We start from the raw sequence: 26,777 nt of genomic DNA, 5'->3' as shown, positions 1-26,777 counted from the left end.
TTATCCACGCCGGTTCCGGCGCCGATTAGCCCGCTGGAACGTGACGGGCCTCGCAGTTTCCGCGGGCCCCCGGTGCTGGAGGCAAGGCGCGTGATCTCGGTTCTGGTCGTGGACGACTCGGTCGTCGTCCGGCGTCTGATCACCGACGCGCTCGGCGACGACCCGGAGATCCGGGTCGTCGGGACCGCCCCGAACGGCAAGGTCGCCCTCACCAAGATCGAGCAGCTGCGCCCCGACCTGGTCACCCTCGACATCGAGATGCCGATCATGGACGGCCTGCAGACCATGCGCGCGATCCGCGCCCAGTACGCCCGGCTGCCGGTCATCATGTTCAGCACGCTCACCGCGGCCGGGGCGACCGCCACGCTCGACGCGCTCTCGGCGGGCGCCAGCGACTACGTGACCAAGCCGGCCAACGTCGGCAGCGTCGCGGAGAGCATCCGCAGCGTCCGCGAGCAGATCATCCCGCGCATCCACGCGCTGTGCGGCGGCCGGCGCAGCGCGCTCGCCCCGCCGCCGGTCCGCCCGGGTCTGGCACCCGCGCGCCCGGCGGGCGGCACGCAGTATCCGCCGCACCCGCCCAACGCGCCGCTGGGCCGGCCCGGAGGCTCGGCGCTGCCCGGGGTCGTGCGGCCGCCGAACGCGCCGCCGGGCGGCCCCGCCGCGGCGCCCATCCGCACCACACCGCGCACGGGCGGCGTCGAGGTCGTGGCGATCGGGTGCTCGACGGGCGGGCCCGACGCGCTGACCTCGGTGGTGCGGGCGCTACCGGCGAGCCTGCCGGTGCCCGTGGTCGTGGTGCAGCACATGCCGCCCGTGTTCACGAAGATGTTCGCCGACCGGCTCGACCGCACCGCCGCGCTGACCGTCGTGGAGGCGGCCGGGGACATGGTGGTGCGGCCGGGGACGGTCTACATCGCGCCGGGGGACTTCCATCTGGAGGTACACCGGCGCGGCACCGAGGTGGTGACCAAGCTCAACACCGGGCCGCCGGAGAACTTCTGCCGACCGGCCGTGGACGTGCTCTTCCGGTCGGTCGCGCGGACGTACGGCGGTTCGACGCTCGCGATCATTCTGACCGGCATGGGCCAGGACGGGAAACGCGGCGCGGAGCAGCTGCGCTCGGCGGGGGCCGAGATCGTGGCGCAGGACGAGGCGACGTCGGTCGTCTGGGGCATGCCGGGGGCGGTCGCGCAGGCGGGTATCGCGCACGCCGTCCTCCCGCTCGGCGAGATCGCGAACCATCTCATCAGCCGTACCGCAGGCGGCCGCGGCGCGAAGTCCATGGAGGTGACCCGATGACCTTGACCGCGCAGGAGTTCGCCTTCATCAGCGGCCTCGTCCGTCGCGACGCGGCGATCGTGCTGGAGGCCGGCAAGGAGTACCTGGTCGAGGCCCGCCTGCTGCCCCTGGCCCGCCAATCCGGTCTGCCTTCCGTGTCGGAGTTCGTGAACCGGGCACAGCAGCGGCCCGAGCCGGAGATCCACGCGAAGATCGTCGACGCGCTCACCACCAACGAGACGTCGTTCTTCCGCGACGGCGAGCCCTTCAAGCAGCTGGTCGACACGGTGCTGCCGGACCTGCTGCAGCGGCGCGCGAGCACGCGCACGATCAAGGTGTGGTCCGCGGCGAGCTCGAGCGGGCAGGAGCCGTACACCCTGGCCATGGTCCTCAACGACAACCTGCCGCCCGGCTGGACCTTCGACATCCTGGGCACCGACATCTCCACCGAGATGCTCACCCGCGCCGAGGCCGGGCAGTACACCCAGCTGGAGGTCAACCGGGGGCTCCCGGCGCCGTTGCTGGTCAAGCACTTCGAGCGCCAGGGCGCGCACTGGAAGGTCGCTCCGACGCTGCGCAAGAACGTGTCGTTCCGCCGGCTGAACCTGGCGGCGCCGTTCCCGCCGATGGGGCCGTTCGACATCGTGTTCATCCGCAACGTGCTCATCTACTTCGATGTGCAGACGAAGCGGACCGTACTGCAGCGGGTCGCCGGGACGCTGCGCCCGGACGGCTGGCTCTTCCTCGGCTCCGCCGAGACGACGATCGGCATCGATGACAGGTTCGAACGGGTGGTCGCCGGCCGCACGTCCGCATACAAGCTCCGGGCGGCCAAGGCCGCCAGCCCCGTGAGCGCTGCAGGAAAGGGGTGAAGCCAGATGCTCACCATGGTGATCGACGATTCGCGCGCGATGCGCCTGATTCTCAAGCGGATCGTGGCACAGCTGGGCTTCGACGTGGTCGAGGCGGGCAACGGTCAAGAGGCGATGGACTACCTCAGGACCAACGTTCTCGAGGGTGGCGGCGAGATCCCCGGTCTGGCGCTCGTCGACTGGAACATGCCTGAGATGAACGGGCTGGAATTCGTCACGGCGGTCCGCGCGGAGCCGCGGCTGCGCGGGATGACGCTCATGATGGTCACTACCGAGAGTGAGCAGAGCCAGATCGTCCGGGCGTTGGCCTCGGGGGCGCACGAGTACGTGATCAAGCCCTTCACCCCGGACGCCATCATCGACAAGCTGGCGCTGCTCGGCCTCGTCCCGAACGGAGTCGCAGCATGACGAACCCGACAGAAGACGACCTGAAGGTCATCGCGGATCAGGTCTGGTCCTCCTACCTCGACCTGGACGGAGCCAGCCCGCTGCTGCCGCTGCCGCACGAGAAGCCGGTCGACGACGTGACCGCCTCGGTCTCGGTCACCGGCGCGTGGCGCGGCCACGTGCTCGTGAGCTGCTCGGAGGCGGCGGCCAAGCACGTCGCGGCCGCGCTGCTGGGCATCGAGTTCGACGACGTCGCCGAGGAGGACGTCGCCGACGCGCTGGGCGAGTTGGCGAACATCATCGGCGGCAACGTCAAGAGCCTGCTGCCCGAGCCCTGCGCCCTGTCGCTGCCGCACGTGCACGTCGACGGGGCCAACGGCCGCTACCCCTCGGTCACCGAGGTCTGCCACCTCGAGGGCACCTGGATGGCCGAGTCGGTCACCGTCACCGTTCTGGAAAGCACCGCCGATCTCGCTGGAGCCCCCGCATGAAGATTCTGATCGCCGACGACAGCCGAGTGATGCGGCAGATCGTCACCCGTACCCTGCGCCAGGCGGGGTTCGAGGGCCATGACCTCGTCGAGGCCGCGGACGGGCAGGAGGCCTTCGACAAGACCGTGGCCGAGAAGCCGGATCTGGTGCTGTCGGACTGGAACATGCCGCACATGACCGGGGTCGAGGTGCTGCGGATGCTGCGCGCCAACGGCAACCAGGTGCCGTTCGGCTTCGTCACGTCCGAGGGCACGCCGGAGATGCGGCAGGCGGCCGAGGACGCCGGCGCCCTGTTCCTGGTCACGAAGCCGTTCACAGCCGACACTTTCAAGGACGCGCTCGATCCTATTTTGGGATGATATGACCTATGTCGCATGTTCTGCCCGTTCCGAAGGCCGTCAAGGACCTGTTTGACGACCTGCTCGGCCGGCCGGTCACCGTGAACCCGGCCGACCCCATGAAAGCCGCCGACGTTCCCAACACCCTGGTCGCCCTCTACACCGACGATCGGCTCCAGCTCATGGCCGTGATCGGGATGGACTTCGCCCTCACGGCCAACGCCGGCGCGGCCATCGGGCTGATCCCGCCCGGCGGCGCGGAGGCGTGCATCGAGGACAAGGTGATCTCGAAGATGATCGGCGAGAACGCCGGCGAGATCTGCAACATCCTGGCCGGGCTCATCAACAAGGAGGACGCGCCGCGGGTCAAGCTGCACCAGGTGTTCCTGCCCGGGGAGAACCCGCCGGCGGACGCGGTCAACTACCTGCTCGCGCTGGGGCGGCGACTCGATCTCCGGGTGGATGTTTCAGGCTACGGCGGCGGCAAGCTCTCGGTGACGCTGACCGCGTGACGCGGTGCCCGGAAAATACCGCATTTTTCGGGCACCAACCCGGCTTCGGCCGGGCCCGCACGGTTGCGTGGGCGACATCGTGCAAAAAATTGCGTAGTCATGCACTACGCTTGCGGGCATGACTCGACGACTCGCTGAGGTGGCGAAGTACGCCGGCGTGAGCGAGGCGACCGTGAGTCGGGTGCTCAACGGCAAGCCAGGCATCTCCGACGCGACCCGCACGGCGGTGCTCACCGCGCTCGACGTGCTCGGCTACGAGCGCCCGACCAAGCTGCGCGGCGAGCGGGCCCGCCTGGTCGGCCTCGTGCTGCCGGAACTGCAAAACCCGATCTTCCCGGCCTTCGCCGAAGTGGTCGCCGGAGCGCTGTCCAAGCGCGGCTTCACCCCGGTGCTGTGCACCCGGACCGCGGACGGCGTCTCCGAGGCCGACTACGTCGAGATGCTGCTGGACCAGCACGTCTCCGGCATCATCTTCTGCGGCGGCCTGTATCACCAGGCGGCCGCCGAGCACGAGCACTATCACCGCCTGCACGACCGCGGCCTGCCCGCGGTGCTGGTCAACGCCGCGATCGACGACCTGGGCTTCCCGCGCGTCTCGGTCGACGACGGCCACGCGGTGGACCAGGCGTTCAACCACCTCAGCTCCCTGGGGCACAAGCGGATCGGGCTGATCCTCGGCCCGGCCGACCACGCCCCGTCCAACCGCAAGCTGGCCGCGTTCAAGGCCGCGGCGGCGGACTCGGGCAGCGCCCACGAGGACGACGTCGAGCGCGTCATCTTCTCGATGGAGGGCGGCCGCGCGGGCGCCACCCGGCTCATCAAGCACGGCGTCACCGGGATCATCTGCGCCTCCGACGTCCAGGCCCTCGGCGCCATCCGCGCCGCCCGCCGGCTCGGCCGCGAGGTGCCCGACGACGTGTCGGTGGTCGGCTTCGACGACTCGCTGTTCATGAACTGCACCGACCCGCCGCTGACCACGGTGCGCCAGCCCATCCAGGCGATGGGCCAGGCGGCCGTGACGCTGCTCGTCAGCCAGGTGGCCGGCACGCTCGTGCCGACCGAGGAGATGCTGTTCGAGCCGGAGCTCGTGGTGCGGGGCTCGACCGGCGCCCTGCAGGACGCCCGCGCGACGACCGCCGCCTAGCCGGCCCAGGAACCCAGAGCGCCACGACTCCTGCGGGAGTCGTGGCGCTCTTTGCGTTGGTTCCGCAACCGGTTTGCTGGGCGCGCTCCCACCGATCGGGCGGGTCGGCAGGGGCCGTGGCCTGTGGGTTTTCGGGCGAATCCGTGCAAGTCAGGGGCGCGTGGGAGCGCGTCCGTGCAAACGGCTGCCCGGAGATCATTAAAATTTTGCAACGGACCATGGACTTCTTGTGCGGCGTGAGCCTAATCTCTTGCCTACGCCAGGCGGAAACCCTGACGCGATGCGATGGAAACCGAGCAGTAACGCGCTTGAAGCACCCACGGCAGCCGACGTCAGGCAGCGCACTCGTGCGAAGCGGTCCAGGTCGGACGCCCCCCGCCCGCACGGCCCTCAACGCCGACTCGCCGGACGACACCCCCCCAACAAGGAGCGGATGATGAAGTACTCACGCACCACGGTGGCCTTGGCCATCGCGGGCGCGCTCGCGCTCAGCAGCACGCTCGTCGCGTGCTCCTCGAGCGACAACGCGAGCGGCGACCAGGGTTCGACGACGCTGGACCCGAACACCAAGGTCACCCTCAACGTCGTTGGTCTGCTCCCCGGCGCCAAGCCCGAGGCCCAGCAGGCGCTCGCGCAGGAGGTCACCGACTTCCAGAAGGAATTCCCGAACATCACGGTCAAGACCCACGACTACGAGTGGAAGGCCACCACGTTCGCGGCCGACCTCGCCGGTGGCACGCTGCCGACCGTGTTCGAGATCCCCTTCACCGACGCCAAGACGCTGATCGCGAACCAGCAGATCGCCGACATGCAGGCCTACCTGAGCTCGCTGTCGTACGCGTCGAACTTCAACAAGAACCTGCTGCAGTACGGCCAGGGCTCCGACAGCCACGTCTACGCCATCCCGGCGAAGAGCATCTACGCGGTCGGCCTGCACTACAACCGTGACCTGTTCACCAAGGCCGGCCTCGACCCCAACAAGCCGCCGACCACCTGGGACGAGGTGCGTGCCGACGCGAAGGCGATCGCCGAGAAGACCGGCAACGCCGGCTTCGCGCAGATGGCCAAGGACGGCACGGGCGGCTGGCAGCTGACGGTCGACACCTACGCCCGCGGCGGGCGCATGGAGGACGGCAAGAAGGCCACGCTCACCAACGAGCAGACCAAGGCCTCGCTGCAGTTCCTCAAGGACCTGCGCTGGACCGACAACTCCATGGGCGCGAACTTCGACTACGACTGGTCGAGCATCAACCAGGCCTTCGCCGCCGGCAAGATCGGCATGTACACCTCGGGCCAGGACGTCTACACGAGCCTGGTGCAGGCGAACAACATCGACCCGAAGACGTACGGCCTCACGATGATCCCGCTCGCGGGCGCCGACTCCGGCGTGCTCGGTGGTGGCACCATGGCCGCCGTGTCCAGCAAGGCCTCGAACAACGACAAGGCCGCGGCCATCAAGTGGATCGACTTCCACTACCTGCGTAAGTACACCAACCAGGACGCCGCGACCAAGGCCGCGCAGATCCAGGCCACCAGCAAGCAGCCGGTGGGCACCCCCGAGCTGCCGATCTTCTCGCAGCAGCAGTACGAGCAGTACCAGGGCTGGATCAAGCCGCTCGTGAACGTCCCGCTCGACCAGATGACCACCTTCACCGCCAAGGTCTACGACGCCAAGCTCGTCAACGAGCCGGCCGTCGCCACCCAGGACGTCTACAAGTCGCTCGACACGGTCGTGCAGGCCGTCCTGACCAACAAGGACGCCAACATCGACCAGCTCCTCACCGACGCCAACGCGAAGGCGCAGCGCGCCATCGACGCGGCCGGCTGATCCTCGCCGCGATGACCCGCACGGTGTGGGCCGCCGGGAGTCCGGCGGCCCACATCGGGCACTCACATCGGGCATGCCCCGACCACCAGGACGAGGAGTGATGTTGTCGTGAGTACCTCGGACTTCGCCGGGGGCGGCCAGGGCGGCCGGGTGCGCCGGCGCAACCCGGTGACGTGGGTGCAGCGGGGTGGGCTGAGCTCGGTCCTGTTCGGGCTGCCGCTCCTGATCATCTTCGGCGTCTTCTCGTGGTGGCCGATCGTGCGGTCGGTCATCATGAGCTTCCAGAAGACCAACCTGGTCGGCACCCCGACCTGGGTCGGCTGGAAGAACTTCCACTACGTGCTCACCGATCCGGACCTGCCCACCGCGATCGGCAACACGTTCTACTTCGCGCTGCTCGCCCTGGTGATCGGCTTCCCGATCCCGCTCGTGGCCGCGGTGCTCATCAGCTCGGTCCGCAAGCGCAAGGGCCTGTACTCGGTGCTCGCCTACCTTCCGGTGGTGGTGCCCCCGGTCGTGGCCGTGCTGCTGTGGCGGTTCTTCTACGACGGTGCGAAGGACGGCGTGTTCAACACGCTGCTCGGCTGGTTCGGCCTCGGGCCGTACGCCTGGCTCTCCAGCCCCGGTCTGGCCATGCCCTCGCTGGTCGTCGAGGCGACGTGGGCCGCGGCCGGCGGGACCGTCATCATCTACCTGGCCGCGCTCATCGGCGTGCCGGACGAGCTCTACGACGCCGCCGAGGTCGACGGGGCCGGCATCTGGCGCAAGGTGTGGCACGTGACCATGCCGCAGCTGCGCGGCGTGCTGCTCATCACCTTCATCCTGCAGATCATCGGCACCGTGCAGGTGTTCCTGGAGCCGTACCTGTTCACCGGCGGCGGCCCCGCGAACGCCACGGTGACCGTCCTGCTGATGATCTACAACTACGCGTTCGGCAGCTCGCTGGGCGCGAACTACGGCGCCGCGACCGCCCTGTCCGTCATGCTCGCGGCCTTCCTGGCGATCCTGTCGCTGGTGTACTTCAAGCTCACGTCCGGTTGGAGCAAGTCGTGACCGGTCCCGAGGGAAAGCGGAGCACCATGGCTGTCATCGACCCCGCCCGGCAGCGGCCGGGTGCCGGGCCCGTCGCGACGCCGGTGGATGTGGCCCAGGCGGCCCGCCCGGCCCGCAAGCGCAAGGCATCGCAGTTCGAGGGCAGCCGCGGCTTCGTCTCCGCGCAGGACTGGCGCAACCCGCGGGTCAGCGTGGTCATGAAGGCGCTGCATACGATACTGCTGGTGTTGCTGCTCGTCGTCGGCATCGGGCCGGTGCTGCTGCTGGCCAAGTTCGCGATCACGCCCACGCAGGACATCATCCGTACGCCGCTGGCGATCTTCCCGCACGGCGTGCGCTGGGCGAACATCTCCGAGGCATGGAACGACGTCAGGATCAGCCACTACTTCCTCAACACGATCTGGCTCGCGGCCGGCTCCTGGTTCGTGCAGCTGCTCGTCGCGACCACGGGCGGCTTCATGCTCTCCGTGCTCCGCCCGGCCTGGGCCAAGATCGTCAACGGCCTGGTGATCGCGACCCTGTTCGTGCCGAGCGTCGTGCTGCTGGTGCCGCTGTACCTCACGATCCTCAACCCGCCCGGCCTCGGCATGTCGCTCATCAACAACTTCTTCGCCGTCTGGCTGCCGGCCGGCGCGAGCGCGTTCAACGTCGTGCTCGTGACCCGGTTCTTCGACAGCCTGCCGCGCGAGGTGTTCGAGGCGGCCCGGGTCGACGGGGCCAGCTCGTTCCGGCTGTTCTGGTCGGTCGTCCTGCCGATGTCGAAGCCGATCCTCGGCGTCGTGTCGGTCTTCGCGGCCATCGCCAGCTGGAAGGACTTCCTCTGGCCGATGCTCGTGCTCAAGGATCCGAACCTGCAGCCGCTGTCGGTGCGCCTGCCCGCGATCGCGTCCCAGACCGACCTGGGGGTGTTCCTCGCGGCCCTGGCGATCTCGACGCTCATCCCCGTCGTGTTCTTCCTGATCTTCCAGCGCATGTTCCTCTCCAGCGCCGGATTGGGCGGAGCCGTCAAGGGCTGACCGCACGGTCCTCGCCTCCCAGATCCACCTGTTGTGTCCAGGCACTTCGAGTTCCGAGAAAGCAGGTTCCACGTGGCCGACCAACACCACCAGGCTTGGTGGCGCAGCGCCGCTATCTACCAGGTGTACTTGCGAAGCTTCGCCGACGGCAACGGCGACGGCGTCGGAGACCTGGCGGGCCTGCGTTCGCGCCTGCCGTACCTGGCCGGCCTGGGCATCGAAGCGATCTGGATCGTGCCGTGGTACCCCTCGCCGCTGGCCGACGGCGGCTACGACGTCGCCGACTTCCGGGCCATCGACCCGATCTTCGGCACGCTCGCCGAGGCCGAGAAGCTCATCGAGGAGGCGCACGCCGCCGGCATCCGGGTGATCTGCGACATCGTCCCGAACCACTGCTCGGACCAGCACGCCTGGTTCCAGCGGGCGCTCGCGGCCGAGCCCGGCTCGCCCGAGCGGGACCTGTTCTGGTTCCGCAAGGGCCGCGGCGAGCACGGCGAACTCCCACCGACCGACCTGCAGTCCATCTTCGGCGGCCCGGCCTGGACCCGGGTCGCCGACGGCGAGTGGTACCTGCACCTGTTCGCCTCGGAGCAGCCCGACTTCAACTGGGACCACCCGGCCGTCCGCGAGGAGTTCGAGGACATCCTGCGGTTCTGGCTCGATCGCGGCATCGACGGCATTCGCATCGACTCCGCCGCCGTGCTCATCAAGGACCCGCTCGTCAGCGACGTGTACGAGGACAACGAGGGAATCCACGAGGTGTACCAGTCGTGGCGGCGCATCGCCGACACGTACACCCCGCCCCGGGCGCTCATCGGCGAGGTCTGGCTGCCCGACCACGAGGCGTTCGCCCGCTACCTGCGCCCCGACGAGCTGCACACCGCGTTCAACTTCGCGTTCCTGGGCGCTCCGTGGGACGCCGTGGAACTGCGCCGCGAGATCGACATGACGATCGAGGTGCACGCCCCGGTCGCCGCGCCCGCCACCTGGGTGCTGAGCAACCACGACGTGACCCGCGAGGTGACCCGCTTCGGGCGCGAGGTGACCAACTTCGCCTTCGCCGACAAGCGCCGCGACGTCCCCTCCGACCTGGCGCTGGGCACCCGCCGGGCCCGTGCGGCCGCGCTGCTGACCATGTCGCTGCCCGGCGCCTACTACCTCTACCAGGGCGAGGAGCTCGGCCTGGAGGAGGTCGAGGACCTCGACGACGCCCTGCGCGAGGACCCCATGTTCCACCGTTCCGGGGGTGTGAACCCCGGCCGGGACGGCTGCCGCGTGCCGCTGCCCTGGTCGGGGACCTCCGCCCCGTTCGGCTTCAGCCCGGCCGACGCGACCGGCGAGCCGTGGCTGCCCCAGCCGGCGCACTGGGCCGAGCTCTCCGTCGCCGCCCAGCAGGGCACGCCCGGGTCGTTCCTGCGGCTGTACTGCGACGCCCTCCGCCTGCGCCGCGAGGACCCCGCGCTCGGCGACGGGCCCATGCGGTGGCTCGAGTCCGGCCCCCAGGTGCTCGCGTTCGCCCGCGGCGAGGACTTCGCCAACGTGACCAACCTGGGCGCGGAGCCCGCTGCCCTGCCGCCGCACCGCGAGGTGCTGCTCAGCAGCGTGCCGCTCAACCCCGACGGCACGCTGCCCTCCGACGCCTCCGCCTGGCTGCGGCTGGCCTAGGACCGATCCAGCTCCACTCGCACGGGGACTCAGACGCCGGGCGGTCGCACAAGTTGGCGGGTGCGACCGTCCGGCTTTTTCATGGCTCAAACGCTAACTTAACTGTTAATGCCGACCCGACCCCAGAGCGTTAACTGTTAAGACGATCCACAATCTTGATGGCGCGCGGGGCCGCCCAATAGGTTCTCTGACAAGGAAAGAGACTTCCTCGTGGAGGCGGCACATGCGTTCCACCCCGACCGTCGCGGCGACATCCCAGCCGTTCCGATGGTGACGCCGGGTTATTCCGGGAACAGAGGCGGGGCGCTGGCCACACCGGCGCCCCGTTGTTCTTCACTCACACCAAAGGTGTTGTGGAAAATGCCATCCAAGATTCTGTGACCAGCACGTACTACTCCCAGTCCCAGCGCAGACCGTAGCGCCCGGGGCCATAGTCGAGGGCGATCGCGTGCACCGAGTGGCCCGTGTCGACCTCCATCGAAACGACCTGCTCGTCCTGCCCGTCCATCTGCTGGAACTGATATATGGCGCGCGGTAACGCGGCCGGGTCGAAACACACCTCGACCACGTATTCGCGCACCGGCAGGCGGAACTTGCGCTCGTACTGAGTGGCCAGCGGAAACGGCGGATAATTGTGCAGGGCGTGCTCGGTGATCACCGTCTCGCCCTTGGCGAGCGGGCGGTCGAACAGCAGCTCGGCCAGGAGCAGGCCGCTCTCCGGGTGCTCCACGACCCGGCCGAGCCGGCAGTTGCGCACCGGCGTGAGCAGGGGCAGCGGGTTGCCCGGCACGTCGAGGCGGATGATCGCGACCCAGCGGTCCGGCCCGTCGGCCTCGGCCCGCAGCACCTGCCGCACCAGGAACGACACCTCGCCGCGGTCCGGGCCCACGTTGACCCGGTCGTGCTGGCTGAGCCGCGTCAGTCGCTCGTCCCAGCGGGTCTCGATGCCTTGGGCCAGGTCGACGATGAGGTCCCGCTCGGACCAGAACGCGCCCAGCTCCACGGTGTCGGGGCTCTTGTGCAGGTGCCGGCCGCGCGGGCGCGGCGGGCCCACCAGGGCGGCCAGCGAGCCCGGCTCGACCTCGAGGATCTTCTCGAGCTCGGCCAGCGCCGCGAGCGACTCGCGCCGCTCCGGCCGGCTGCGCCCGGTCTGCCAGTAACTGAGCGTGGCCAGGCTGACCGAGTAGCCCTCGGCGCGCAAACGCTCCTGGATGCGTTCCAGCCCCAGGCCTCGTGCCTGGATTGCATCTCGTAACGCGCCAGCGAAGTCGACCATCAGCCCCCCGGGAGCCATCCTCGCGGTCGGGGGCTCACACATGCAAGCGCGCGTTTGAGGTGAGCCCGATTCGGTTACCCGTTCATCCATGGGCGAGCGGTGGTACACCGAGAGTGTCATCTATTGCCTGGACGTCGAGACGTTCCAGGACTCCAACGGCGACGGCATCGGCGACTTTCAGGGTCTCATCGGCCGGCTGGACTATCTGACCAGGCTCGGAGTCAGCTGCCTGTGGCTCAGCCCGATCCATCCGACGCCCGGCAAGGACGACGGCTACGACGTCACCGACTTCTACAACGTCGATCCCCGGCTCGGCACCCTCGGCGACTTCGCCGAGCTGCTGCACCAGGCCTCGAACCGCGGCATCAAGGTCATGATCGACCTTGTGGTGAACCACACCTCCGACGAGCACCCGTGGTTCCAGTCCGCGATCTCCTCGCCGGACTCGCCCTACCGCGACTGGTACGTCTGGGCGGACAAGGAGCCGGCCGACCGCCGTCAGGGCATGGTGTTCCCCGGCGAGCAGTCCGAGACGTGGACCTACCACCGCAAGGCGCGCGCCTGGTACTACCACCGCTTCTACAACTTCCAGCCCGACCTGAACTTCAGCAACCCGCAGGTCCGCGCCGAGATCAAGAAGATCCTCGCGTTCTGGATCCAGCTCGGCGTGGCCGGGTTCCGCATGGACGCGGTGCCGTTCATCATCGAGCTCACCGAGCCCGGCAACCCGGACAGCCCGCTGGACTTCGACTACCTCTCGGAGCTGCGCTCCCACGTGCAGTGGCGCCGCGGCGACGCGGTGCTGCTGGCCGAGGCGAACGTCGAGCCGGAGAAGCTGCCCCAGTACTTCGGCGACTCGGGCGGCACCGGCAACCGCATCCACATGCTCTTCGACTTCATGCTCAACGGCCGGCTGGTGCTGGCTCTGGCCCGGCAGAACCCCGAGCCGGTCATCGAGTGGCTGCGCTCCACGCCGCACCTGCCGGCGGGCGGGCACTGGGCCACGTTCCTGCGCAACCACGACGAGATCGACCTGTCCCGGCTCACCGCCGACCAGCGCGAAGACGTCTTCGCCGAGTTCGGCCCCGACCCGGACATGAAGCTCTACGAGCGGGGCATCCGCCGCCGGCTCGCCCCGATGCTGGGCGGCGACCGGGCGCGCATCGAGCTCGCGTACTCGCTGCAGTTCACCATGCGCGGCACGCCGGTCCTGCGCTACGGCGAGGAGATCGGCATGGGGGAGGACCTGTCGCTGGAGGGCCGCTACGCCATCCGCACCCCGATGCAGTGGTCCTTCGCCAAGAACGCCGGGTTCTCGGCGGCCGAGCCCGTCCGGCCGGTGATCAGCAAGGGCGAGTACTCGTACCAGAAGATCAATGTGACCGCCCAGCGCGAGGACGACCAGTCCTTGCTCGCCTGGTTCGAGCGCATGATCCGGACGCTGCGGGAGAGCCCGGAGGTCGGCAACGGCACGTGCTCGGTCATCGACCGGACGCTGCCGCCGGGCGTGCTGGCGCACCGGGCCGACGGGCCCACCGGCTCCATGCTCTTCCTGCACAACCTCGGCACCGAGGACGCCGTGGTGGACCTGCACGAGCTCTTCCCCGAGACCAACCATCCCAACGAGGTGTTCGGCGACAAGGCCTACCCGGAGGTGGGCGACCTCTCAGAACTGTCGCTCGGGCCCTACGGGTACCGCTGGATCAGGCTGCGGCGGCAGAACGTGTAGGAGTGGCCTTTCCACGGCTCGGTCCGCGGCCGGTCGCCCGGGCCTTCCGGGACCGGTCGCACCGGGCCGTCCGTCAGCCCTTCGGCAGCGCGCCGGTGGTCGCGCCGAGCGGGATCCGGGCGGGCTCGACCGGGCGGCCGAAGTGCCAGCCCTGGCCGAGATCGCAGCCGAGCGCGGCCAGCCGGGCGGCCTGGTCCGCGGTCTCGATCCCCTCGGCGGTGACCGTCATCTGCAGCGTGTGCGCGAGGCGGATGACGGTCTCGACGATCTGCTCGTCGACGTGGTCGCTCTCCAGCTTGCGGATGCCGGCCATGAACGCACCGGCCAGCTTGAGCCCGTGCACCGGCAGGTGCCGCAGGTAGGCGAGGTTGGAGTAGCCGATCCCGAAGTCGTCGATGACGATCCGCACGCCCAGGTCGGCCAGCTGCCGCAGGGTCTGCACCGGCCGCCCGGTCTCCTGCATGAGCACCGTCTCGGTCAGCTCCAGCTGCAGGTTGGCCGGGTCCAGCCCGGACTCGGCCAGCGCCGCGCGCACGTCCTCGAGCAGCCTCGGGTCGGAGCACTGCCGGGGCGAGACGTTGACGCTGATCAGCAGCGGGTGCCCGGGATGGCTGCGCTGCCACGAGGCCGCGGCCAGGCACGACTCGCGCAGCACCCATCGGCCCAGCGGCAGGATCATGCCGGACTGCTCGGCGACCGGGATGAACGTGTTGGGCGAGACCGTGCCGAGCTCGGGGTGCCGCCAGCGCAGCAGGGCCTCGGCCCCGTGCAGCCGGTTGTCGGCCAGCCCCACCAGCGGCTGGTAGACCAGCTCGAACTCGCCGCGGTCCAGGGCGCCCGAGAGCCGTCCGGTCAGCCCGTAGCGCAGCAGCTGCTGGGCGTTGCGCTGCTCGTCGAAGACGGCGTAGCGGGCCCGGCCGTCGGCCTTGGCGAGATAGAGCGTCGCGTCGGCGGCCCGCAGCAGCTCCTCCGGCTCCGCCCCGCGCGCGACCTGCTCGACGATGCCGATGCTCGCCGAGACCGCGAGCTCGTGGCCGTCGAGCCGCACCGGCCTGGACAGCGCCGCGAGCATCGCCTCGGCCAGCTCGGTCAGCTCGTCGGGGCCCTTGGTGTCGCGCGCCACGACGACGAACTCGTCGCCGCCGACCCGCGCCACGAAGTGCCCGGCCGCGTTGACGCAGCCCCGCAGCCGATCGGCCAGCGCGACCAGGAGCTCGTCGCCGTAGCCGTGCCCGAGCGTGTCGTTGATGGTCTTGAACTCGTCGAGGTCCAGGAAGCACACCCCGATCCGGGCGCCCTCCTCGGCGTCGCGCAGCGCCTCGGCGAGGTGGCCGTAGAGGAGCACGCGGTTGGGCAGCCCGGTGAGCGGGTCGTGGTGGGCCTGGTGGTGCAGCTCGCGCTGGAGACTGTGCTCGGCGTCGGTGAGCGCGCGGGTCCACGCCCGCCGGATGCGCTCCTGGTCGTCGAGGATCTTCTGCCGCTGCGCCCGCGCGAACCCGGCCGCGAACCCGCCGATCACCTCGCCCGTCGCCGTGGGGGTCAGCACGCCGATCGAGCGCTGCAGGGCCTCCGGGCTGTTGAGGCCGATCTGGATCAGGGCGGCCCCGACCTCCGCGGCGGCCGCGGCGTCCCCGGTGTCGAGGGCATCCGTCAGCTGTACGGTCTGCCGCTCGAAGAACCGCTGCAGGGCCTCGGCGCTCAGGTCGAGGTAGCTGGTCTGCCGCACCGCGGCGAGCCACTGCCGGGCGAGCTGCGAAAGCGCAGGATCGATGGCGGCATCGCTATGGTCGTCCCAGCGCGCCACTGCATCACCCCCGGCGAAGATTACTGCACCGCGGCCCCGCGATGAATCGACGCTCGGTGCCGTTCTGCAGCCGTTTCGGTGAGCTCTCGCGGGCGCGGCGTCAGGAGCTGGATGAATGTAGGTCTGCCGATGTCTGCCCGGTCGCGGGTGGCACCCGCGAACCTACGCCGCACCTCGTTTGCGCGCTCACAGCGTTCGCTGTCCGTCACGGTGAGTGCCGTTGGCGGTGGCTCGCCGGCCCGCCGCGGCCGGTGCCGAACCCTCAGCGCACGACGGCGCGGGCGATCGCGGTCAGGGTGTGCGGGGCGAGGCGGCCGTCGCCGAGGCCGAGCTCGATCAGGGCGTCGAAGACCCGCTGGTCGCGCTCGGCGGCGCGGACGGCGGCGTCGACGACCCACCGGCGCTGGCTCATCGCCGCGGCCACCCGCGAGTGGCGCAGGTGCCGGCCGAGCCGGTCGCGCAGGGCCCGGCGGTAGCGGCCCGCCGGGTCGTCCCCGTGGACCGCGGCCGCACCGGCGAGAGCGCCGGAGAGCACCGCGTAGAAGATGCCCTCGCCGGTGAACGGGTTGATGAGCGACAGCGCGTCCCCGGCCAGCAGGAGGCGGCCGCGGGCCGGGAGAGGGCGGTGCGTGGACAAGGGGAGGTGGTGGGCGCGCAGGTCCGTGGCGGCCGCGGTGTCGACGTCGGGCAGCAGCTCGGCCAGGCGATCGAGGAGGCGGCGGCGGGTGAGCGGGCCGTCGCGCAGGACCTCGCCGTAGCCGATGTTCGCCCGGCCGTCGCCGATCGGGAACGCCCAGGCGTAGGCGGGCCAGCCCGACTCCGTGGTGACGATGCGCTGCTCGGCCGGCAGGTCCGGGGCGTGGGCGTAGCCGCGGATGGCCAGGGCGAGGTGGCCGGGGCCGTTCGGCGCGAACCCCAGCGCCCGGCGGACCAGGGAGTAGGCGCCGTCCGCGCCCACCACGGCGCCCGCGCGGATCTCGCCGTCGAGCACGACGTGGTCGCCGCGGTCCTCGACCCGCCGGACCGTGTGCTCGACCAGGGTCGCGCCGGACTGCCGGGCGGCCTCGGCCAGGCGGTGGTCGAAGACCGTCCGGGGGATCGTGTACGCCGGCCGGGCGTGCGGCCGGGCCACCTCGCCGCCGCCCGGCCCGCGCAGCCGCAGCGCCGGGACCGGGGCGAACTCCGGCGACAGCGGGGAGACGCCCAGACCGGCCAGCACGTCCAGGGCGTGCGGGGCGATCCCGTCGCCGCAGGGCTTGTCCCGGGGGAACGCCGCCTTGTCCAGCAGCACGACCGTCGCACCGGCCCGCCGCGCGGCCAGGGCCGCCGCCGCGCCCGCGGGGCCCGCGCCGACCACGGCCACGTCGAAGCGATCGCCGCCGGTATCCATGCGCACGAGCGTGCCACAGACCCGGGGGAAGCGGCCGGGTGGCGGCTTGGCGGAACGACCCCGTCCGTCCGTCCGCCCCGGCACATCGATTCGCCGCCCAGGGGGGACGCACGGGGGTTCACGGTGATTGTCGCGGGTGACTACAGTCGCGGCATGCCCTGCCCAACGTGTTACTTTCCGGGCAACGACCCCGCCGCGACCCAGTGCGCGCAGTGCGGCACGGCGTTGACGCCCGCGGCGGGCGCATACCCCGGGTCACCCGTCGCCTATGACGTGCATCCGATCTCCGGCCAGGTCCCGCCGCCGCCCGCGGCGCAGTTCCCGCCGCCGCCCGGGCCGCAGTTCCCACCGGCGGCGCCTTACCCCGGTGGCCCGGGTCAGCCCGCGCCGGGGGCCTATCCGCTCCAGCAGCCGCCGCCGCAGTACCCGGCGGGCGCGTACGCCCCGATGCCCCCGGTGTCCGGCGCGCCCTACCCCGGCATGCCGGTCTCCCCGACGCCGATCTCGATCACCCCCGCCTCCGGATCTCCGCAGCCCGGGTACTACCAGCCGCTCAAGCCCAACCGCGCCCGAGTCCTGCTGCCGCTCACCGTCATCGTCGTCGTGCTCGTCATCGCCAGCACCGTCATCGCCGTCGTGAAGCTCACCGGCGGCTCGGGCGGCTCGGGCGGCTCGGCTGCCGCGGCCTCGTCGTCGGGCGGGCCGGTGCCGGGGCCCACCACGACCGGGCCGGGTCCGGGCCCGACCTCGGCGGCGGAGACGACCGGCGGCGATCCCAAGGCGCAGGCGGCGGCGGTCGACGCGCTGCTCGACGCGAGCGTGGCCAGCCGTACGAAGCTCAACGCCGCGATCGACCTCGTGGGCAAGTGCACGCTGTTCGACAAGGCGATCGCGGACATGCAGACGGTCGGCACCGAGCGGCAGTCGCAGATCGACAGCGTCACCCGGTTCGACCTGTCGGCGATCCCCGAGGGCGAGCAGGTGCGCTCGATGCTCAAGGAGTCGCTCGGCTTCTCCCTCGCCGCGGACCGCAGCTACGTGCCGTGGGGGCAGGCGCAGCAGGCCAGCGGGTGCGGCGGCGGCGGGGAGTCGGACTACCAGGAGGCGCAGAACCAGTCCAGGAACGCCACCGACGCCAAGAACCGGTTCCTGGGCGTGTGGAACCCGGTCGCGAGCCGGTACGGGCTGCGACAGCGGCAGGTCACCGACATCTAGGCCGGTCCAGGAGTCGCCTGCGGGCGGCGCCGCGGAACCGGATCGCTCGCGACCGCTTCGGCACGCGATCGCTTCGGCACGCGGCTCGTCGGTGCCCGGCGCCGCGGTGGCGTCGGGCGGTTTTGTGCCGCGGTGGCGTCGGGCCGGGTTCAGGTGTTGTCCTCCGAGCGGCGCTGCGGGAACGGATCGCCCGCGACCGCTTCGGCGCGCAGCGGCTCGTCGGTGCCCGGCGCCGTCCCGTCGCCCGCGGTGGCGTCGGGGCGGGCGGGTGGCTCGGGCTTCTGGCCGTACCCTCGCGTGATCATGCGGAACACGGCCAGCATGACGGCGGCCACCGGCACCGCGATGAGCAGGCGCAGCAGCGCGGTCTGCATGTCGAGCTGGTGGGTGACGAAGCCGGCGTAGAGGGCCGGCGACGCGATCAGCAACGCCAGGAACAGCGTCGAGTACCGCGCCATGCCCAGCACCTCAGCCTCCCACCAGGCTCAGCCGCTCGCAGAGCATCGCGGCCCACTGGAACGGCGTCGACGGGCGGCCGTCCAGCAGGGCCACCGGCACCCGCAGGGACAGCGGGCTCGCCGGGTCGCCGCTGGAGCCGGTGCCGCGCAGGCAGATCGCGTCGACGCGGCGCAGGCCCTGCAGGTGGTGCGCGACGTCCGAGGTCTTGCGGCTGGCGTCGACGACGACCCACACCGCGACCGGGCGCACGGCCTCGACGATCGACGCGGCCCAGCCGGCCTCGTCCAGCGCCGCCTCGACCGCGACGACGCTCGACGCGTCGGACTTGCGCAGCTTCTTGGCCCACAGGCGGGCGTCGTGCGCGCCGGTGATACGCCGCTTGCCGTCGATCCCGGCCGCGGCCGCGTTGCGCCCGGCGAAGAGGATGTGCTCGGCGTCGAGGCGCTGGGCCTCGGCCACGAACCGGGCCACCTCCATCGCGTGGGTCGACTCGCCCACCACGATGAGCGTCTCGCCCGGCGCGTCCGGCGCGGGGTCGGCGACGGGCAGCGCGGTGAAGGCCTCGACGATCGCGCTGTAGGTGTCGCCGGCGGACGCGCGGACGGAGATGTCCGTCGGCACCCCCAGCGACTCCAGCTTGTGCGCCAGCTCGCTCGCGCCGGCGCCGTTCGGGCGGTCGGTCTTCTCGGCCATGGCGGCCTCGGCGGCCGCGGACGCCTGGGCGTAGGCGCCGAGCCGCTCGCTGGCGGGCGGCGTGCGCGGCTTCTCCACCGTGGCGGTCGCTTCAACAGGCATTCGGGACTCCTGCCGGGAATCGGTCGGCCGGAACTGGGCCGGCTCGGAACGGGTAGGTCCATCTGCTGCGGCATCGGCGTGCCCGTGCGGCACACCGAGCGGTCCGGGCGGCCCGGTGGGCCGCGCCCCGCCGGTCCACGCCGGCGGCGGGGGCACCGGGCCCCGCGGGAAGGCGCCGCCCAGAAGCCCGAGCGGCCCTGCGCGGGTCGGCGGCGGTGGTGGCGGGCCGGTCCACCCACGGCCGAACCGCACCGGCGTGTCGCGGCCGAACCGCACCGGAGCGTCGCGGCCGAACCGTGCCGGCGTGTCGCGGCCGAAGCGCGACGGCGTGGAGGGCTCTTGCGACGGGCCGTACCGCGCGCCCCGGCCGCCCGGCCGCCCGGACGCGCTGCGCAGCGCGTCCCCGGTCGGCATCGGTGATCCCGCCGGCGGCGGAGGGCCCCAGCCCGCCGTCGACCGGCCCCACGCGGCGGCGGACAGACTCGCCGCGGCCGCGGGGCGTTCGGTGCGGTCCCGCAGCCAGGACGGCGGGTCCGCGGCCCGCGCGCCCCAGTGCTCGGCCTCGGCCCAGGCGTCGAGCCGCTCGAGCTGGCTCCAGTCCACGTCGATGGCCGGAGGATCCGGCAGTTCGAGCCGCGCGGGGGCCACCACGTCGGGCCGGGCGGGCGGCGGCGGCACGACGGCCGGCGCCCTGCCCTCGGGCGCGGACGGCGATGCCGGGCCGGCCGCGGGCGTTGCGGCCACGTCGGGCGCGGACAGCCGGCGCCGAGACGGCGGGCGGCGCGGACGTGAACGCGGGCGGCGCGGACGCGAACGCGGGCGGCGCGGATGCGGGCGGTGCGAACGCGGGCCGTGCGGACGCGGGCGCTGCGAACGCGGGCGGTGCCGATGCGGGCGGCGCGGACGGGCGGATGCTCGGCGGTGTCGCCGGGGTCCAGCCGGCCGGTGGGGCGGGCGGGTCGGCGGGTGGGGGAGCGGCCTTCAGCGGCGGCTTGAACTCGGACGGCTCTCCGGCCGCGGCCGGAGCCGGTGCCGCGGGCGCGTTGGTCGGTGCCGCAGACGCCTTGGCCGCTGTCGCAGCCGCGGGCGAAGCGGACTTCGCCGGCGCCTTCTCGGCGGCGGCCGAAGGGGCCGCGGCCTTGGCCGGAGCGGACTTCGCGGGAGCCGCGGGCCGCGCAGCGGGCGCTGAGGCCGCCGCGCCGGGCTGGGCCTTGCCCTGAGCAGCCTGGCCGGGCCGGGCCTGAGCAGCCTGAGCAGCTTGCCCGGCCTGCGCGGCTTGAGCGGCCTGCGCGGCTTGAGCGGCCTGCGTGGCTTGAGCGGCCTGCGCGGCTTGAGCGGCCTGCGTGGCTTGAGCGGCCTGCGCGGCTTGAGCGGCCTGCGCGGCCTGCGCGGCGTGGACGACCTGCGCGGCCTGAGTGTTGGCCTGAGCGGCGGCCGGTGGTGGAGGCGGGCGCAGACCCAGCTTCGCGACCGGCTGCTCGGCCCCGGGCCGGAAGGGGCGCACCGACGGCGCCGCCGGCTCGGTCGCGGGCTCTTTCGGGCCCGAATGTTCCGCGGCCAGCAGGCGGTTGAGGGCCTCGGCGGCGGTCGGCGGGCGATCGGGCCGTACCGTTGCCGCGCTTTCCTGGGCCTCGGCCAGCAGCGACGCGAACGCGGAAGCCGCGGTCGGGTTTTCCCCGCGCCGCTCCGCCGCATCGGCCATCGCGGCCAGATCCTCGATACTGATCTGGCGTTTCGGCGTGTCGTCCTGGACCGCCGGCGCGGCGGATGATTCAGTGTTCTCAGCGGGGCCGGAAACGGATTCCGTGGATCGCGAGGAATCCGGAACCTCGATCGTCAGCTCGTATTTTTGCGTGCCGAAAAGCCCGCCGACGCCACCGGAACGGACCTTTTCGGCCGAGATGATGACAGCGTCGGGCCCGTGCTCGTCGCGCACCTGCGCGAGCAGTTCCTCGAGGTCACGACCCTCAAGCAGCAACCGGGTAGGCACCGTTCACCACCCCAATAGTCTCAATTCGCAGCGTACTCCCGGTGATCTCTGAGTACGACAAAACCGGCAAACGCGGAAGCGCCATCTGCACCAGCCGGCGCAGTGCGTTGCGCAGTTGTGGCGAACACACGAGCACCGGGCTCACGCCGCGTTCCTCGCCCTGTTCGGTGAGGCGGGTGAGGTCGGCCAGAATCGACTCGGCACGGCCGGTGTCGATGAGCAGCTGCAGGCCGCTGTCGGTGGGGCGCATGGATTCCAGCAATTGCTGTTCCAGTCTCGGCTCCAGGGTGATGGCGGTGAGCGTGCCGTCCTGCGAATAGCGGTTCGCGATCGCCGGGCCGAGGGAGGCGCGGGCCGCCTCCAGCAGCGCGTCCGGGTCGGTGGACTGCTTGGCCTGCAGCGACAGCGCCTCGAAGATGCGCACCAGGTCGCGGATCGGCACGCCCTCGTCGAGCATCCCGTGCAAAACCTGCTGGACCTGGCCGAGGCTGAGCACCGCGGGGGTGAGCTCCTCCACGACGACCGGGTGCGAGCGCCGGACCACCTCGGCGAGCGCGCGCACGTCCTCGCGGCCGAGCAGCCGGCTCGCGTGCACGCGGACGATCTCGGCCAGGTGGGTGATGATGACCGACGCGCGGTCGACGACCGTCGCGCCGGTGAGGTCGGCCTGGTGCCGCAGCTCCGCCGGGACCCACTTGCCGGCCAGGCCGAAGACGGGCTCGACGCCGGCCCGGCCGGGCAGGAAGTCCAGGCCGTCGCCGATCGCCAGCACGGTGCCGGGCGGGGCCATGCCGCGGCCGACCTCGACGCCGCTGATCCGCACCGCGTACGTCGACAGCGGCAGATCCAGGTCGTCGCGCGTGCGCACGGGCGGCATCACGATGCCCAGCTCCAGGGCGACCTTGCGGCGCAGGGCGCGCACCCGCTCCAGCAGGTCGCCGCCGCTGGCCTCGACGAGGTCGACGAGGTCGGGGGCGAGGGCGAGCTCGAGCGGGTCGACGCGCATCTCGCCCAGCAGCACCTCGGTCGGGTCGGGCGGGGGCGCCTCGGCCTCGGCGGCGGCCAGCTGGGCCTGCTCCTCCGCGGACGGCTCGACCTTCTTGGGCAGCCGCAGCGCGATGACCAGCACCCCGCCGCCGGCCAGCAGGAACGGCAGCTTCGGCAGGCCCGGCACCAGGCACAGGGCCAGGGCCGCGCCGCCGGCGATGAGCATCGCGTTGCGGTGCTGGCTGAGCTGCTTGCTGACCGTCGAGCCCATGTCGCCGTCGTTGGCGGAGCGGGTGACGATGAGGCCGGTGGCGACCGACAGCAGCAGCGCCGGGATCTGCGAGACCAGGCCGTCGCCGACGGACAGCAGCGAGTACGTCGAGATCGAGTCGGCCGGCGACAGCCCGCGCTGGAGCATCCCGATCGCGAAGCCGCCGATCAGGTTGACCATCGTGATGATGATGGCCGCGATCGCGTCGCCCTTGACGAACTTCGACGCGCCGTCCATGGCGCCGTAGAAGCTGGCCTCGGAGGTGATCTCGGTGCGCCGCTTGCGCGCGGTCGCCTCGTCGATGAGCCCGGCGTTGAGGTCCGCGTCGATCGCCATCTGCTTGCCGGGCATCGCGTCGAGGGTGAACCGGGCGCCGACCTCGGCGACCCGCTCGGCGCCCTTGGTGATGACGATGAACTGGATGATGAACAGGATCAGGAAGATGACCAGGCCGACGATCAACGAGCCGCCGACGACGAAGTGGCCGAACGCGTCGATCACGTTGCCGGCGAAGCCGTTGGTGAGCACCAGCCGGGTCGCGCTGATGTTCAGGGCCAGCCGGAACAGCGTCGCGATGAGCAGCAGCGACGGGAACGAGGAGAACTCGAGCGCCCGCTTGACGTACATGCTGACCAGCACGATCACGAGCGCGAGGGTGATGTTCGCGGCGATCAGCGCGTCGAGGATGAACGAGGGCAGCGGCACGACCATCATGAGGATGATCAGCACGATGCCGATCGGCACCACGTACTGCGAAAGCCGCTTCGGCACCGCCCGCTGTTCCTCTCCCGCCTGGTCGTTGTCCTACTGATCGGTGGCGAACGGGTACTTCTGAGGGTTTTCCTTCGGTTGCGCCGCCCGGTGCCGATCGGTGAGGCGTGCAGCCCGCCACGACCTCCTCCCGCACCGACTCCACGCAGCTCGTGCACATCGGCCGCCAGCCCATCTACGACTGGGGCGGCCACGTCGTGGGCTACGAGCTGCTCTTCCGCGGCGCCGCCGAGGACCTCGAGGCCACCCGCCGCAGCTCCTACGCCACCAGCCAGGTCATCGTCAACGCGTTCACCGAGTTCGGCCTGGAGCAGCTCGTCGGCGGGCGCAAGTGCTTCATCAACCTGACGCGGGAGTTCCTGGTCGGCGACCTGCCGCTGCCGTTCGACCCCGACCACGCGATCCTGGAGATCCTCGAGACCGTCGAGATCGACGGGCCGGTGCTGTCGGGCACGGCCCGCCTCGTCGAGCAGGGCTACGAGATCGCGCTCGACGACTTCGTCTTCGGCCTCGGGCACGAGCGGCTGCTGGGGCTGGCCGCCTACGTGAAGCTCGACCTGCTGATCCGGGAGCCCGACGAGCTGGCCGAGGTGGTGCAGCAGTGCCGGCGGTACCCCGGGGTGAAGCTCGTCGCGGAGCGCCTGGAGACCGAGGAGCACATCCTGCTCGCCAAGCGGTTCGGCTTCGACCTGCTGCAGGGCTACGCGGTCGGCCGGCCCCAGGTGCTCAGCGCCGTCGCACTGTCCCCGTCGCGGCTGCGCCGGCTGGAGCTGCTCGGGGCCGTGACCGCCGAGGACGCCGACCTCGCCAAGGTCGTGACGATCGTGCAGAACGACCCCGCCCTGTCCTACCGCGTGCTGCGCGCGACGAACTCGGCCGCGAGCGGGCTGCCGCGCCGGGTCTCGTCCGTGCGTGACGCCGTGGTGCTGCTGGGCTCGGCGAAGATCCGCCAGTGGGCCGCGCTCATGCTCGTCAGCGACGTCGCCGAGTCGGCCGGCGAGGAGCAGCTGTCCAGCACGATGGCCCGGGCCCGGCTGTGCCAGACGGTCGCCGAGCGGCTCGGGCTGTCGGGGGAGGCGGCGTTCACCGTCGGGCTGCTCGCCGGGGTGGCCGAGCTCATCGCCGAGCCGATCGCCGAGATCGCGAGCCGGCTGCCGCTGACCGTGGAGATCGTGGAGGCGCTCGTCGACGGGCACGGCCGGCTCGGCCAGGTGCTCGCGACCGTGCGCGCCTACGAGCTCGCCGACGAGCAGGCCCTCGCGGCGTCCCCGGTCTCCTCGAGCGAGCTGGCCAAGGCGTACCTGTCCGCGGTGGGCTGGTCGATGAAGACCATCGAGGGCGCGCTGGGCAGCAGCGCGGGGTAGCGGCCGATGGCCGGTGAGAAGACCGAGCAGCCTACCGAGCAGAAGAAGCGGCAGGCGCGGCGCGAGGGCACCCGGGCCCGCACCCCGGACCTGGGCGCGTGGGGCGGGGTACTGCTCGCGAGCTTCCTGCTGCCGATGACGGCCCGCGAGCTCGCGACCCGGACCCAGGCGATGTTCCAGCAGAGCACGCAGGCGTTCATCGACCCCGAGCCGGCCAAGGCACTGGAGCTGGTGAAGTCGGGCGCGAAGGACATGCTCGTCATCGCCGCGCCGATCACCGTCGGGCTCTTCGCGTTCGCCATCCTCGCGGCCGCGGCCCAGGGCGGCCTGCGCCCGGCGACGAAGCTGTTCAAGCCGGACTTCAAGCGCCTCAACCCGGTGAAGGGCCTCAAGAAGACCTTCGGCGGCCAGGCCGTGTGGGAGTCGGCGAAGTCGCTGGCCAAGGTGCTGGTGCTCGGCCTGGTCGTCTACAACACGATGAAGAGTCTGGTGCCCGCGCTGCTCTCCGCGACGACGGTACCGCTGCAGACGGTCATCGGCCTGGTCGCGAGCACCGTCCTGCACGTGGTGCAGATCGCGGCCGCGACCGGTCTCGTGCTCGCCTTCGCCGACTACTTCGTGGCCCGCCGCCGGGTGAACAAGCAGCTGAAGATGTCCAAGGAAGAGGTCAAGGAGGAGCACAAGAAGTCCGAGGGCGACCCGCACGTGAAGGGCCAGATCCGGGCCCGGCAGCACCAGATGGCGCGCAGCCGCATGATGGCCGACGTGTCCCAGGCCGACGTCGTGGTGGTGAACCCGACGCACGTGGCGGTGGCGCTGAGGTACGAGCCGGACAAGGGCGCGCCGAAGGTGGTGGCGAAGGGCGCCGAGCTGCTGGCGGCGAAGATCCGCGAGGTGGCCGAGGAGCACCGGGTGCCGCTGGTGCAGGACGTCCCGCTCGCCCGCGCGCTCTACGCGGCGTGCGAGGTCGGCGACGAGATCCCGGCCGAGCTCTTCGGCGCCGTGGCCCGCGTGCTCGCCTTCATCATGATGCTCAGATCGAAGGGCTCGGCCGCGGGGCTGCACACCAACGTGCTCGGCCCGGCACCCACGGACTGACGGCATTTATGGACTGAAGAGCTTCAGCAGCAGGTTGATCGACTGGGTGGTCAGGTTGGCCATCGCGTTGGGCAGCAGCATCATGGCCGTGCCCACGATGCTCAGGGTCAGGAAGATCTTCGCGGGGAAGCCGAACGAGAACGGGTTCAGCGCCGGGGCGGCGCGGGTCAGCAGACCGAGCGCGACGTCCACGGCGAGCATGATCGCGATCAGGGGCGCCGCGATCTGCAGGCCGGCCAGGAACATCTGCCCGGCGCCCGTGGTCACCAGCTGGGTGAAGTGGGTCATCGACATCGTGCCGTTGAGCGGGATGGCGGTGTACGAGGCCGCGAACCCGCGCAGGATCAGCTGGTGGGCGTCGGTGGCGTACATGATGGCCATCGTGATGAGCCCGTAGAACCGGCCGAAGATCGCGTTGCCCTGCAGGGAAAACGGGTCCATCGCGAACGCCAGCGTGAACCCGCCGACCAGGTCGATGAGGTTGCCCGCGATCTGCGTCGCGGCGAAGATCATCATGGTCAGGAACGCGATCGCGGCCCCCACCGCGGCCTGCTCGATCGCGTTGGTGACCAGGAAGCCCGCGGACATCTCCGGCGGCACCTGGGTGGCCAGCTTCGGGGCGAGCGGCAGCGCGATCGCGATGGAGAGCAGGCCCTTCACCGTCGTCGGGGTGCCCCTGTTGCTGAACGGCGGGCACAGGGCCAGCCACACGCCGGCCCGGATCGAGGCCAGCAGGATCGCGATGACCGTGCTCAGCGAGAGGTCAAGCGCCATTGATCAGCGCGGGGATCGAGGCGTAGAGCTGCTCGGTGTACGCCACCATCTCGTGCAGCATCCAGTTGCCGGCGATCACCAGGGCGGCGCCGATCGCGGCCGCCTTGGGCACGAAGCTCAGTGTGCTCTCCTGGATCTGGGTGACGGACTGGAACAGCGACACCGCGAAGCCGACGATGAGCGAGGTGAGCAGGATGGGGCCGCCGAGCTTGGCGGCGATCGTCATCGCCTGCAGGGACAGCTCGATGATCTTCGTATCGGTCATGT

Annotated in this window: 25 protein-coding genes; 17 read left to right on the top strand and 8 right to left on the bottom strand. The window is 71.2% G+C overall.

Going from position 1 to position 26,777, the window contains the following annotated elements:
- The first annotated feature begins 90 nt into the window (after positions 1-90).
- From ACQP1P_RS41775 to ACQP1P_RS41725, 11 genes are all read left to right on the top strand, one after another.
- A complete protein-coding gene (locus ACQP1P_RS41775) occupies positions 91-1,302 on the top strand; it encodes a protein-glutamate methylesterase/protein-glutamine glutaminase (protein ID WP_433080014.1) in 1,212 nt (403 codons plus the stop codon).
- On the top strand, positions 1,299-2,153 hold the full coding sequence (locus ACQP1P_RS41770; protein ID WP_433080012.1) for a CheR family methyltransferase: 855 nt from the start codon (positions 1,299-1,301) through the stop codon (positions 2,151-2,153). Before ACQP1P_RS41775 ends, ACQP1P_RS41770 begins: the two co-directional genes overlap by 4 nt.
- A 6-nt stretch (positions 2,154-2,159) precedes the next feature.
- Positions 2,160-2,561, top strand: coding sequence for a response regulator (locus tag ACQP1P_RS41765; RefSeq protein ID WP_433080010.1), 402 nt, complete (start codon positions 2,160-2,162; stop codon positions 2,559-2,561).
- A complete protein-coding gene (locus ACQP1P_RS41760; protein ID WP_433080008.1) occupies positions 2,558-3,031 on the top strand; it encodes a chemotaxis protein CheX in 474 nt (157 codons plus the stop codon). The genes ACQP1P_RS41765 and ACQP1P_RS41760 overlap by 4 nt, the downstream gene beginning before the upstream one ends.
- Positions 3,028-3,390 (top strand): response regulator, encoded by a 363-nt coding sequence (locus ACQP1P_RS41755; RefSeq protein ID WP_433080006.1) that lies wholly within the window; start codon positions 3,028-3,030, stop codon positions 3,388-3,390. The genes ACQP1P_RS41760 and ACQP1P_RS41755 overlap by 4 nt, the downstream gene beginning before the upstream one ends.
- An 8-nt stretch (positions 3,391-3,398) precedes the next feature.
- Positions 3,399-3,881: a hypothetical protein gene (locus ACQP1P_RS41750; RefSeq protein ID WP_433080004.1), complete on the top strand. Its 483-nt coding sequence runs from the start codon at positions 3,399-3,401 to the stop codon at positions 3,879-3,881.
- A gap of 118 nt (positions 3,882-3,999) precedes the next feature.
- Positions 4,000-5,025 carry a LacI family DNA-binding transcriptional regulator gene (locus ACQP1P_RS41745; protein WP_433080002.1) on the top strand — a complete coding sequence of 342 codons (1,026 nt, stop codon included), beginning with the start codon at positions 4,000-4,002 and terminating at the stop codon, positions 5,023-5,025.
- Positions 5,026-5,461: 436 nt separating this feature from the next.
- Positions 5,462-6,853, top strand: coding sequence for an ABC transporter substrate-binding protein (locus ACQP1P_RS41740; protein ID WP_433080000.1), 1,392 nt, complete (start codon positions 5,462-5,464; stop codon positions 6,851-6,853).
- A gap of 108 nt (positions 6,854-6,961) precedes the next feature.
- Positions 6,962-7,906, top strand: coding sequence for a carbohydrate ABC transporter permease (locus tag ACQP1P_RS41735; protein WP_433079998.1), 945 nt, complete (start codon positions 6,962-6,964; stop codon positions 7,904-7,906).
- Between the two features lie 26 nt (positions 7,907-7,932).
- Positions 7,933-8,922, top strand: a complete 990-nt coding sequence (locus tag ACQP1P_RS41730) for a carbohydrate ABC transporter permease (RefSeq protein WP_433079996.1) — start codon at positions 7,933-7,935, stop codon at positions 8,920-8,922.
- 72 nt (positions 8,923-8,994) lie between these two features.
- Positions 8,995-10,587: a glycoside hydrolase family 13 protein gene (locus ACQP1P_RS41725; RefSeq protein ID WP_433079994.1), complete on the top strand. Its 1,593-nt coding sequence runs from the start codon at positions 8,995-8,997 to the stop codon at positions 10,585-10,587.
- Positions 10,588-10,978: 391 nt separating this feature from the next.
- Here ACQP1P_RS41725 and ACQP1P_RS41720 read toward each other — a convergent pair whose 3' ends face one another.
- Complete coding sequence (locus ACQP1P_RS41720; protein ID WP_350619598.1) at positions 10,979-11,863, bottom strand: hypothetical protein; 885 nt, start codon at positions 11,861-11,863, stop codon at positions 10,979-10,981.
- Between the two features lie 88 nt (positions 11,864-11,951).
- Between ACQP1P_RS41720 and ACQP1P_RS41715 the strand changes: the two genes are divergently transcribed.
- Complete coding sequence (locus tag ACQP1P_RS41715; protein WP_433079992.1) at positions 11,952-13,592, top strand: alpha-amylase family protein; 1,641 nt, start codon at positions 11,952-11,954, stop codon at positions 13,590-13,592.
- Positions 13,593-13,665: 73 nt separating this feature from the next.
- Here ACQP1P_RS41715 and ACQP1P_RS41710 read toward each other — a convergent pair whose 3' ends face one another.
- Positions 13,666-15,396, bottom strand: coding sequence for a putative bifunctional diguanylate cyclase/phosphodiesterase (locus ACQP1P_RS41710; protein ID WP_433079990.1), 1,731 nt, complete (start codon positions 15,394-15,396; stop codon positions 13,666-13,668).
- Between the two features lie 262 nt (positions 15,397-15,658).
- Entirely contained in the window at positions 15,659-16,786 is a 1,128-nt protein-coding gene (locus ACQP1P_RS41705) for an NAD(P)/FAD-dependent oxidoreductase (protein WP_433079988.1), read from the bottom strand.
- A 153-nt stretch (positions 16,787-16,939) separates the two neighbouring features.
- On the opposite strand from ACQP1P_RS41705, the gene ACQP1P_RS41700 reads away from it, so the two are divergent.
- The gene (locus tag ACQP1P_RS41700; RefSeq protein WP_433079986.1) at positions 16,940-18,001 is read left to right on the top strand and encodes a hypothetical protein; all 1,062 of its coding nucleotides are present in this window, start codon (positions 16,940-16,942) and stop codon (positions 17,999-18,001) included.
- Between the two features lie 149 nt (positions 18,002-18,150).
- Here ACQP1P_RS41700 and ACQP1P_RS41695 read toward each other — a convergent pair whose 3' ends face one another.
- Positions 18,151-18,459 (bottom strand): hypothetical protein, encoded by a 309-nt coding sequence (locus tag ACQP1P_RS41695; protein ID WP_433079984.1) that lies wholly within the window; start codon positions 18,457-18,459, stop codon positions 18,151-18,153.
- A 10-nt stretch (positions 18,460-18,469) separates the two neighbouring features.
- A complete protein-coding gene (locus ACQP1P_RS41690) occupies positions 18,470-19,999 on the bottom strand; it encodes a hypothetical protein (protein WP_433079982.1) in 1,530 nt (509 codons plus the stop codon).
- Positions 20,000-20,043: 44 nt separating this feature from the next.
- Here ACQP1P_RS41690 and ACQP1P_RS41685 point away from each other — a divergent pair, with 44 nt between their 5' ends.
- Complete coding sequence (locus ACQP1P_RS41685; protein ID WP_433079980.1) at positions 20,044-20,475, top strand: hypothetical protein; 432 nt, start codon at positions 20,044-20,046, stop codon at positions 20,473-20,475.
- Between the two features lie 38 nt (positions 20,476-20,513).
- Complete coding sequence (locus tag ACQP1P_RS41680) at positions 20,514-21,026, top strand: hypothetical protein (protein WP_433079978.1); 513 nt, start codon at positions 20,514-20,516, stop codon at positions 21,024-21,026.
- Positions 21,027-21,222: 196 nt separating this feature from the next.
- Here ACQP1P_RS41680 and flhA read toward each other — a convergent pair whose 3' ends face one another.
- Positions 21,223-23,274: a flagellar biosynthesis protein FlhA gene (flhA, locus tag ACQP1P_RS41675; protein ID WP_433079976.1), complete on the bottom strand. Its 2,052-nt coding sequence runs from the start codon at positions 23,272-23,274 to the stop codon at positions 21,223-21,225.
- A gap of 107 nt (positions 23,275-23,381) precedes the next feature.
- On the opposite strand from flhA, the gene ACQP1P_RS41670 reads away from it, so the two are divergent.
- Together ACQP1P_RS41670 and ACQP1P_RS41665 are read left to right on the top strand one after the other, a co-directional pair.
- Positions 23,382-24,638, top strand: a complete 1,257-nt coding sequence (locus ACQP1P_RS41670; protein WP_433079974.1) for an EAL and HDOD domain-containing protein — start codon at positions 23,382-23,384, stop codon at positions 24,636-24,638.
- 6 nt (positions 24,639-24,644) lie between these two features.
- Positions 24,645-25,736: an EscU/YscU/HrcU family type III secretion system export apparatus switch protein gene (locus tag ACQP1P_RS41665; RefSeq protein ID WP_433079972.1), complete on the top strand. Its 1,092-nt coding sequence runs from the start codon at positions 24,645-24,647 to the stop codon at positions 25,734-25,736.
- Between the two features lie 6 nt (positions 25,737-25,742).
- On the opposite strand, the gene ACQP1P_RS41660 is transcribed toward ACQP1P_RS41665, so the two are convergent.
- Together ACQP1P_RS41660 and ACQP1P_RS41655 are read right to left on the bottom strand one after the other, a co-directional pair.
- Positions 25,743-26,510, bottom strand: a complete 768-nt coding sequence (locus ACQP1P_RS41660) for a flagellar biosynthetic protein FliR (RefSeq protein ID WP_433079970.1) — start codon at positions 26,508-26,510, stop codon at positions 25,743-25,745.
- Complete coding sequence (locus tag ACQP1P_RS41655) at positions 26,500-26,775, bottom strand: flagellar biosynthetic protein FliQ (protein ID WP_433079968.1); 276 nt, start codon at positions 26,773-26,775, stop codon at positions 26,500-26,502. The genes ACQP1P_RS41660 and ACQP1P_RS41655 overlap by 11 nt, the downstream gene beginning before the upstream one ends.
- Positions 26,776-26,777: the final 2 nt, after the last annotated feature.

It is taken from the genome of Dactylosporangium sp. CA-052675, assembly GCF_050947935.1.
Taxonomy (GTDB): Bacteria; Actinomycetota; Actinomycetes; order Mycobacteriales; family Micromonosporaceae; genus Dactylosporangium.
Note: the sequence above shows the minus strand (reverse complement) of the source record. Positions and strands in the feature narration are given on the sequence as shown.

Bases quoted from the DNA above. Each gene is read 5' to 3' on its own strand.
- ACQP1P_RS41715 (WP_433079992.1), top strand. From the start codon at position 11,952: ATGGGCGAGCGGTGGTACACCGAGAGTGTCATCTATTGCCTGGACGTC.
- ACQP1P_RS41730 (WP_433079996.1), top strand. From the start codon at position 7,933: ATGGCTGTCATCGACCCCGCCCGGCAGCGGCCGGGTGCCGGGCCCGTC.
- ACQP1P_RS41760 (WP_433080008.1), top strand. From the start codon at position 2,558: ATGACGAACCCGACAGAAGACGACCTGAAGGTCATCGCGGATCAGGTC.
- ACQP1P_RS41665 (WP_433079972.1), top strand. From the start codon at position 24,645: ATGGCCGGTGAGAAGACCGAGCAGCCTACCGAGCAGAAGAAGCGGCAG.
- ACQP1P_RS41705 (WP_433079988.1), bottom strand. From the start codon at position 16,786: ATGGATACCGGCGGCGATCGCTTCGACGTGGCCGTGGTCGGCGCGGGC.
- ACQP1P_RS41745 (WP_433080002.1), top strand. From the start codon at position 4,000: ATGACTCGACGACTCGCTGAGGTGGCGAAGTACGCCGGCGTGAGCGAG.
- ACQP1P_RS41770 (WP_433080012.1), top strand. From the start codon at position 1,299: ATGACCTTGACCGCGCAGGAGTTCGCCTTCATCAGCGGCCTCGTCCGT.
- ACQP1P_RS41695 (WP_433079984.1), bottom strand. From the start codon at position 18,459: ATGGCGCGGTACTCGACGCTGTTCCTGGCGTTGCTGATCGCGTCGCCG.
- ACQP1P_RS41720 (WP_350619598.1), bottom strand. From the start codon at position 11,863: ATGGTCGACTTCGCTGGCGCGTTACGAGATGCAATCCAGGCACGAGGC.
- ACQP1P_RS41655 (WP_433079968.1), bottom strand. From the start codon at position 26,775: ATGACCGATACGAAGATCATCGAGCTGTCCCTGCAGGCGATGACGATC.
- ACQP1P_RS41750 (WP_433080004.1), top strand. From the start codon at position 3,399: ATGTCGCATGTTCTGCCCGTTCCGAAGGCCGTCAAGGACCTGTTTGAC.
- ACQP1P_RS41755 (WP_433080006.1), top strand. From the start codon at position 3,028: ATGAAGATTCTGATCGCCGACGACAGCCGAGTGATGCGGCAGATCGTC.
- ACQP1P_RS41660 (WP_433079970.1), bottom strand. From the start codon at position 26,510: ATGGCGCTTGACCTCTCGCTGAGCACGGTCATCGCGATCCTGCTGGCC.
- ACQP1P_RS41765 (WP_433080010.1), top strand. From the start codon at position 2,160: ATGCTCACCATGGTGATCGACGATTCGCGCGCGATGCGCCTGATTCTC.
- ACQP1P_RS41740 (WP_433080000.1), top strand. From the start codon at position 5,462: ATGAAGTACTCACGCACCACGGTGGCCTTGGCCATCGCGGGCGCGCTC.
- ACQP1P_RS41700 (WP_433079986.1), top strand. From the start codon at position 16,940: ATGCCCTGCCCAACGTGTTACTTTCCGGGCAACGACCCCGCCGCGACC.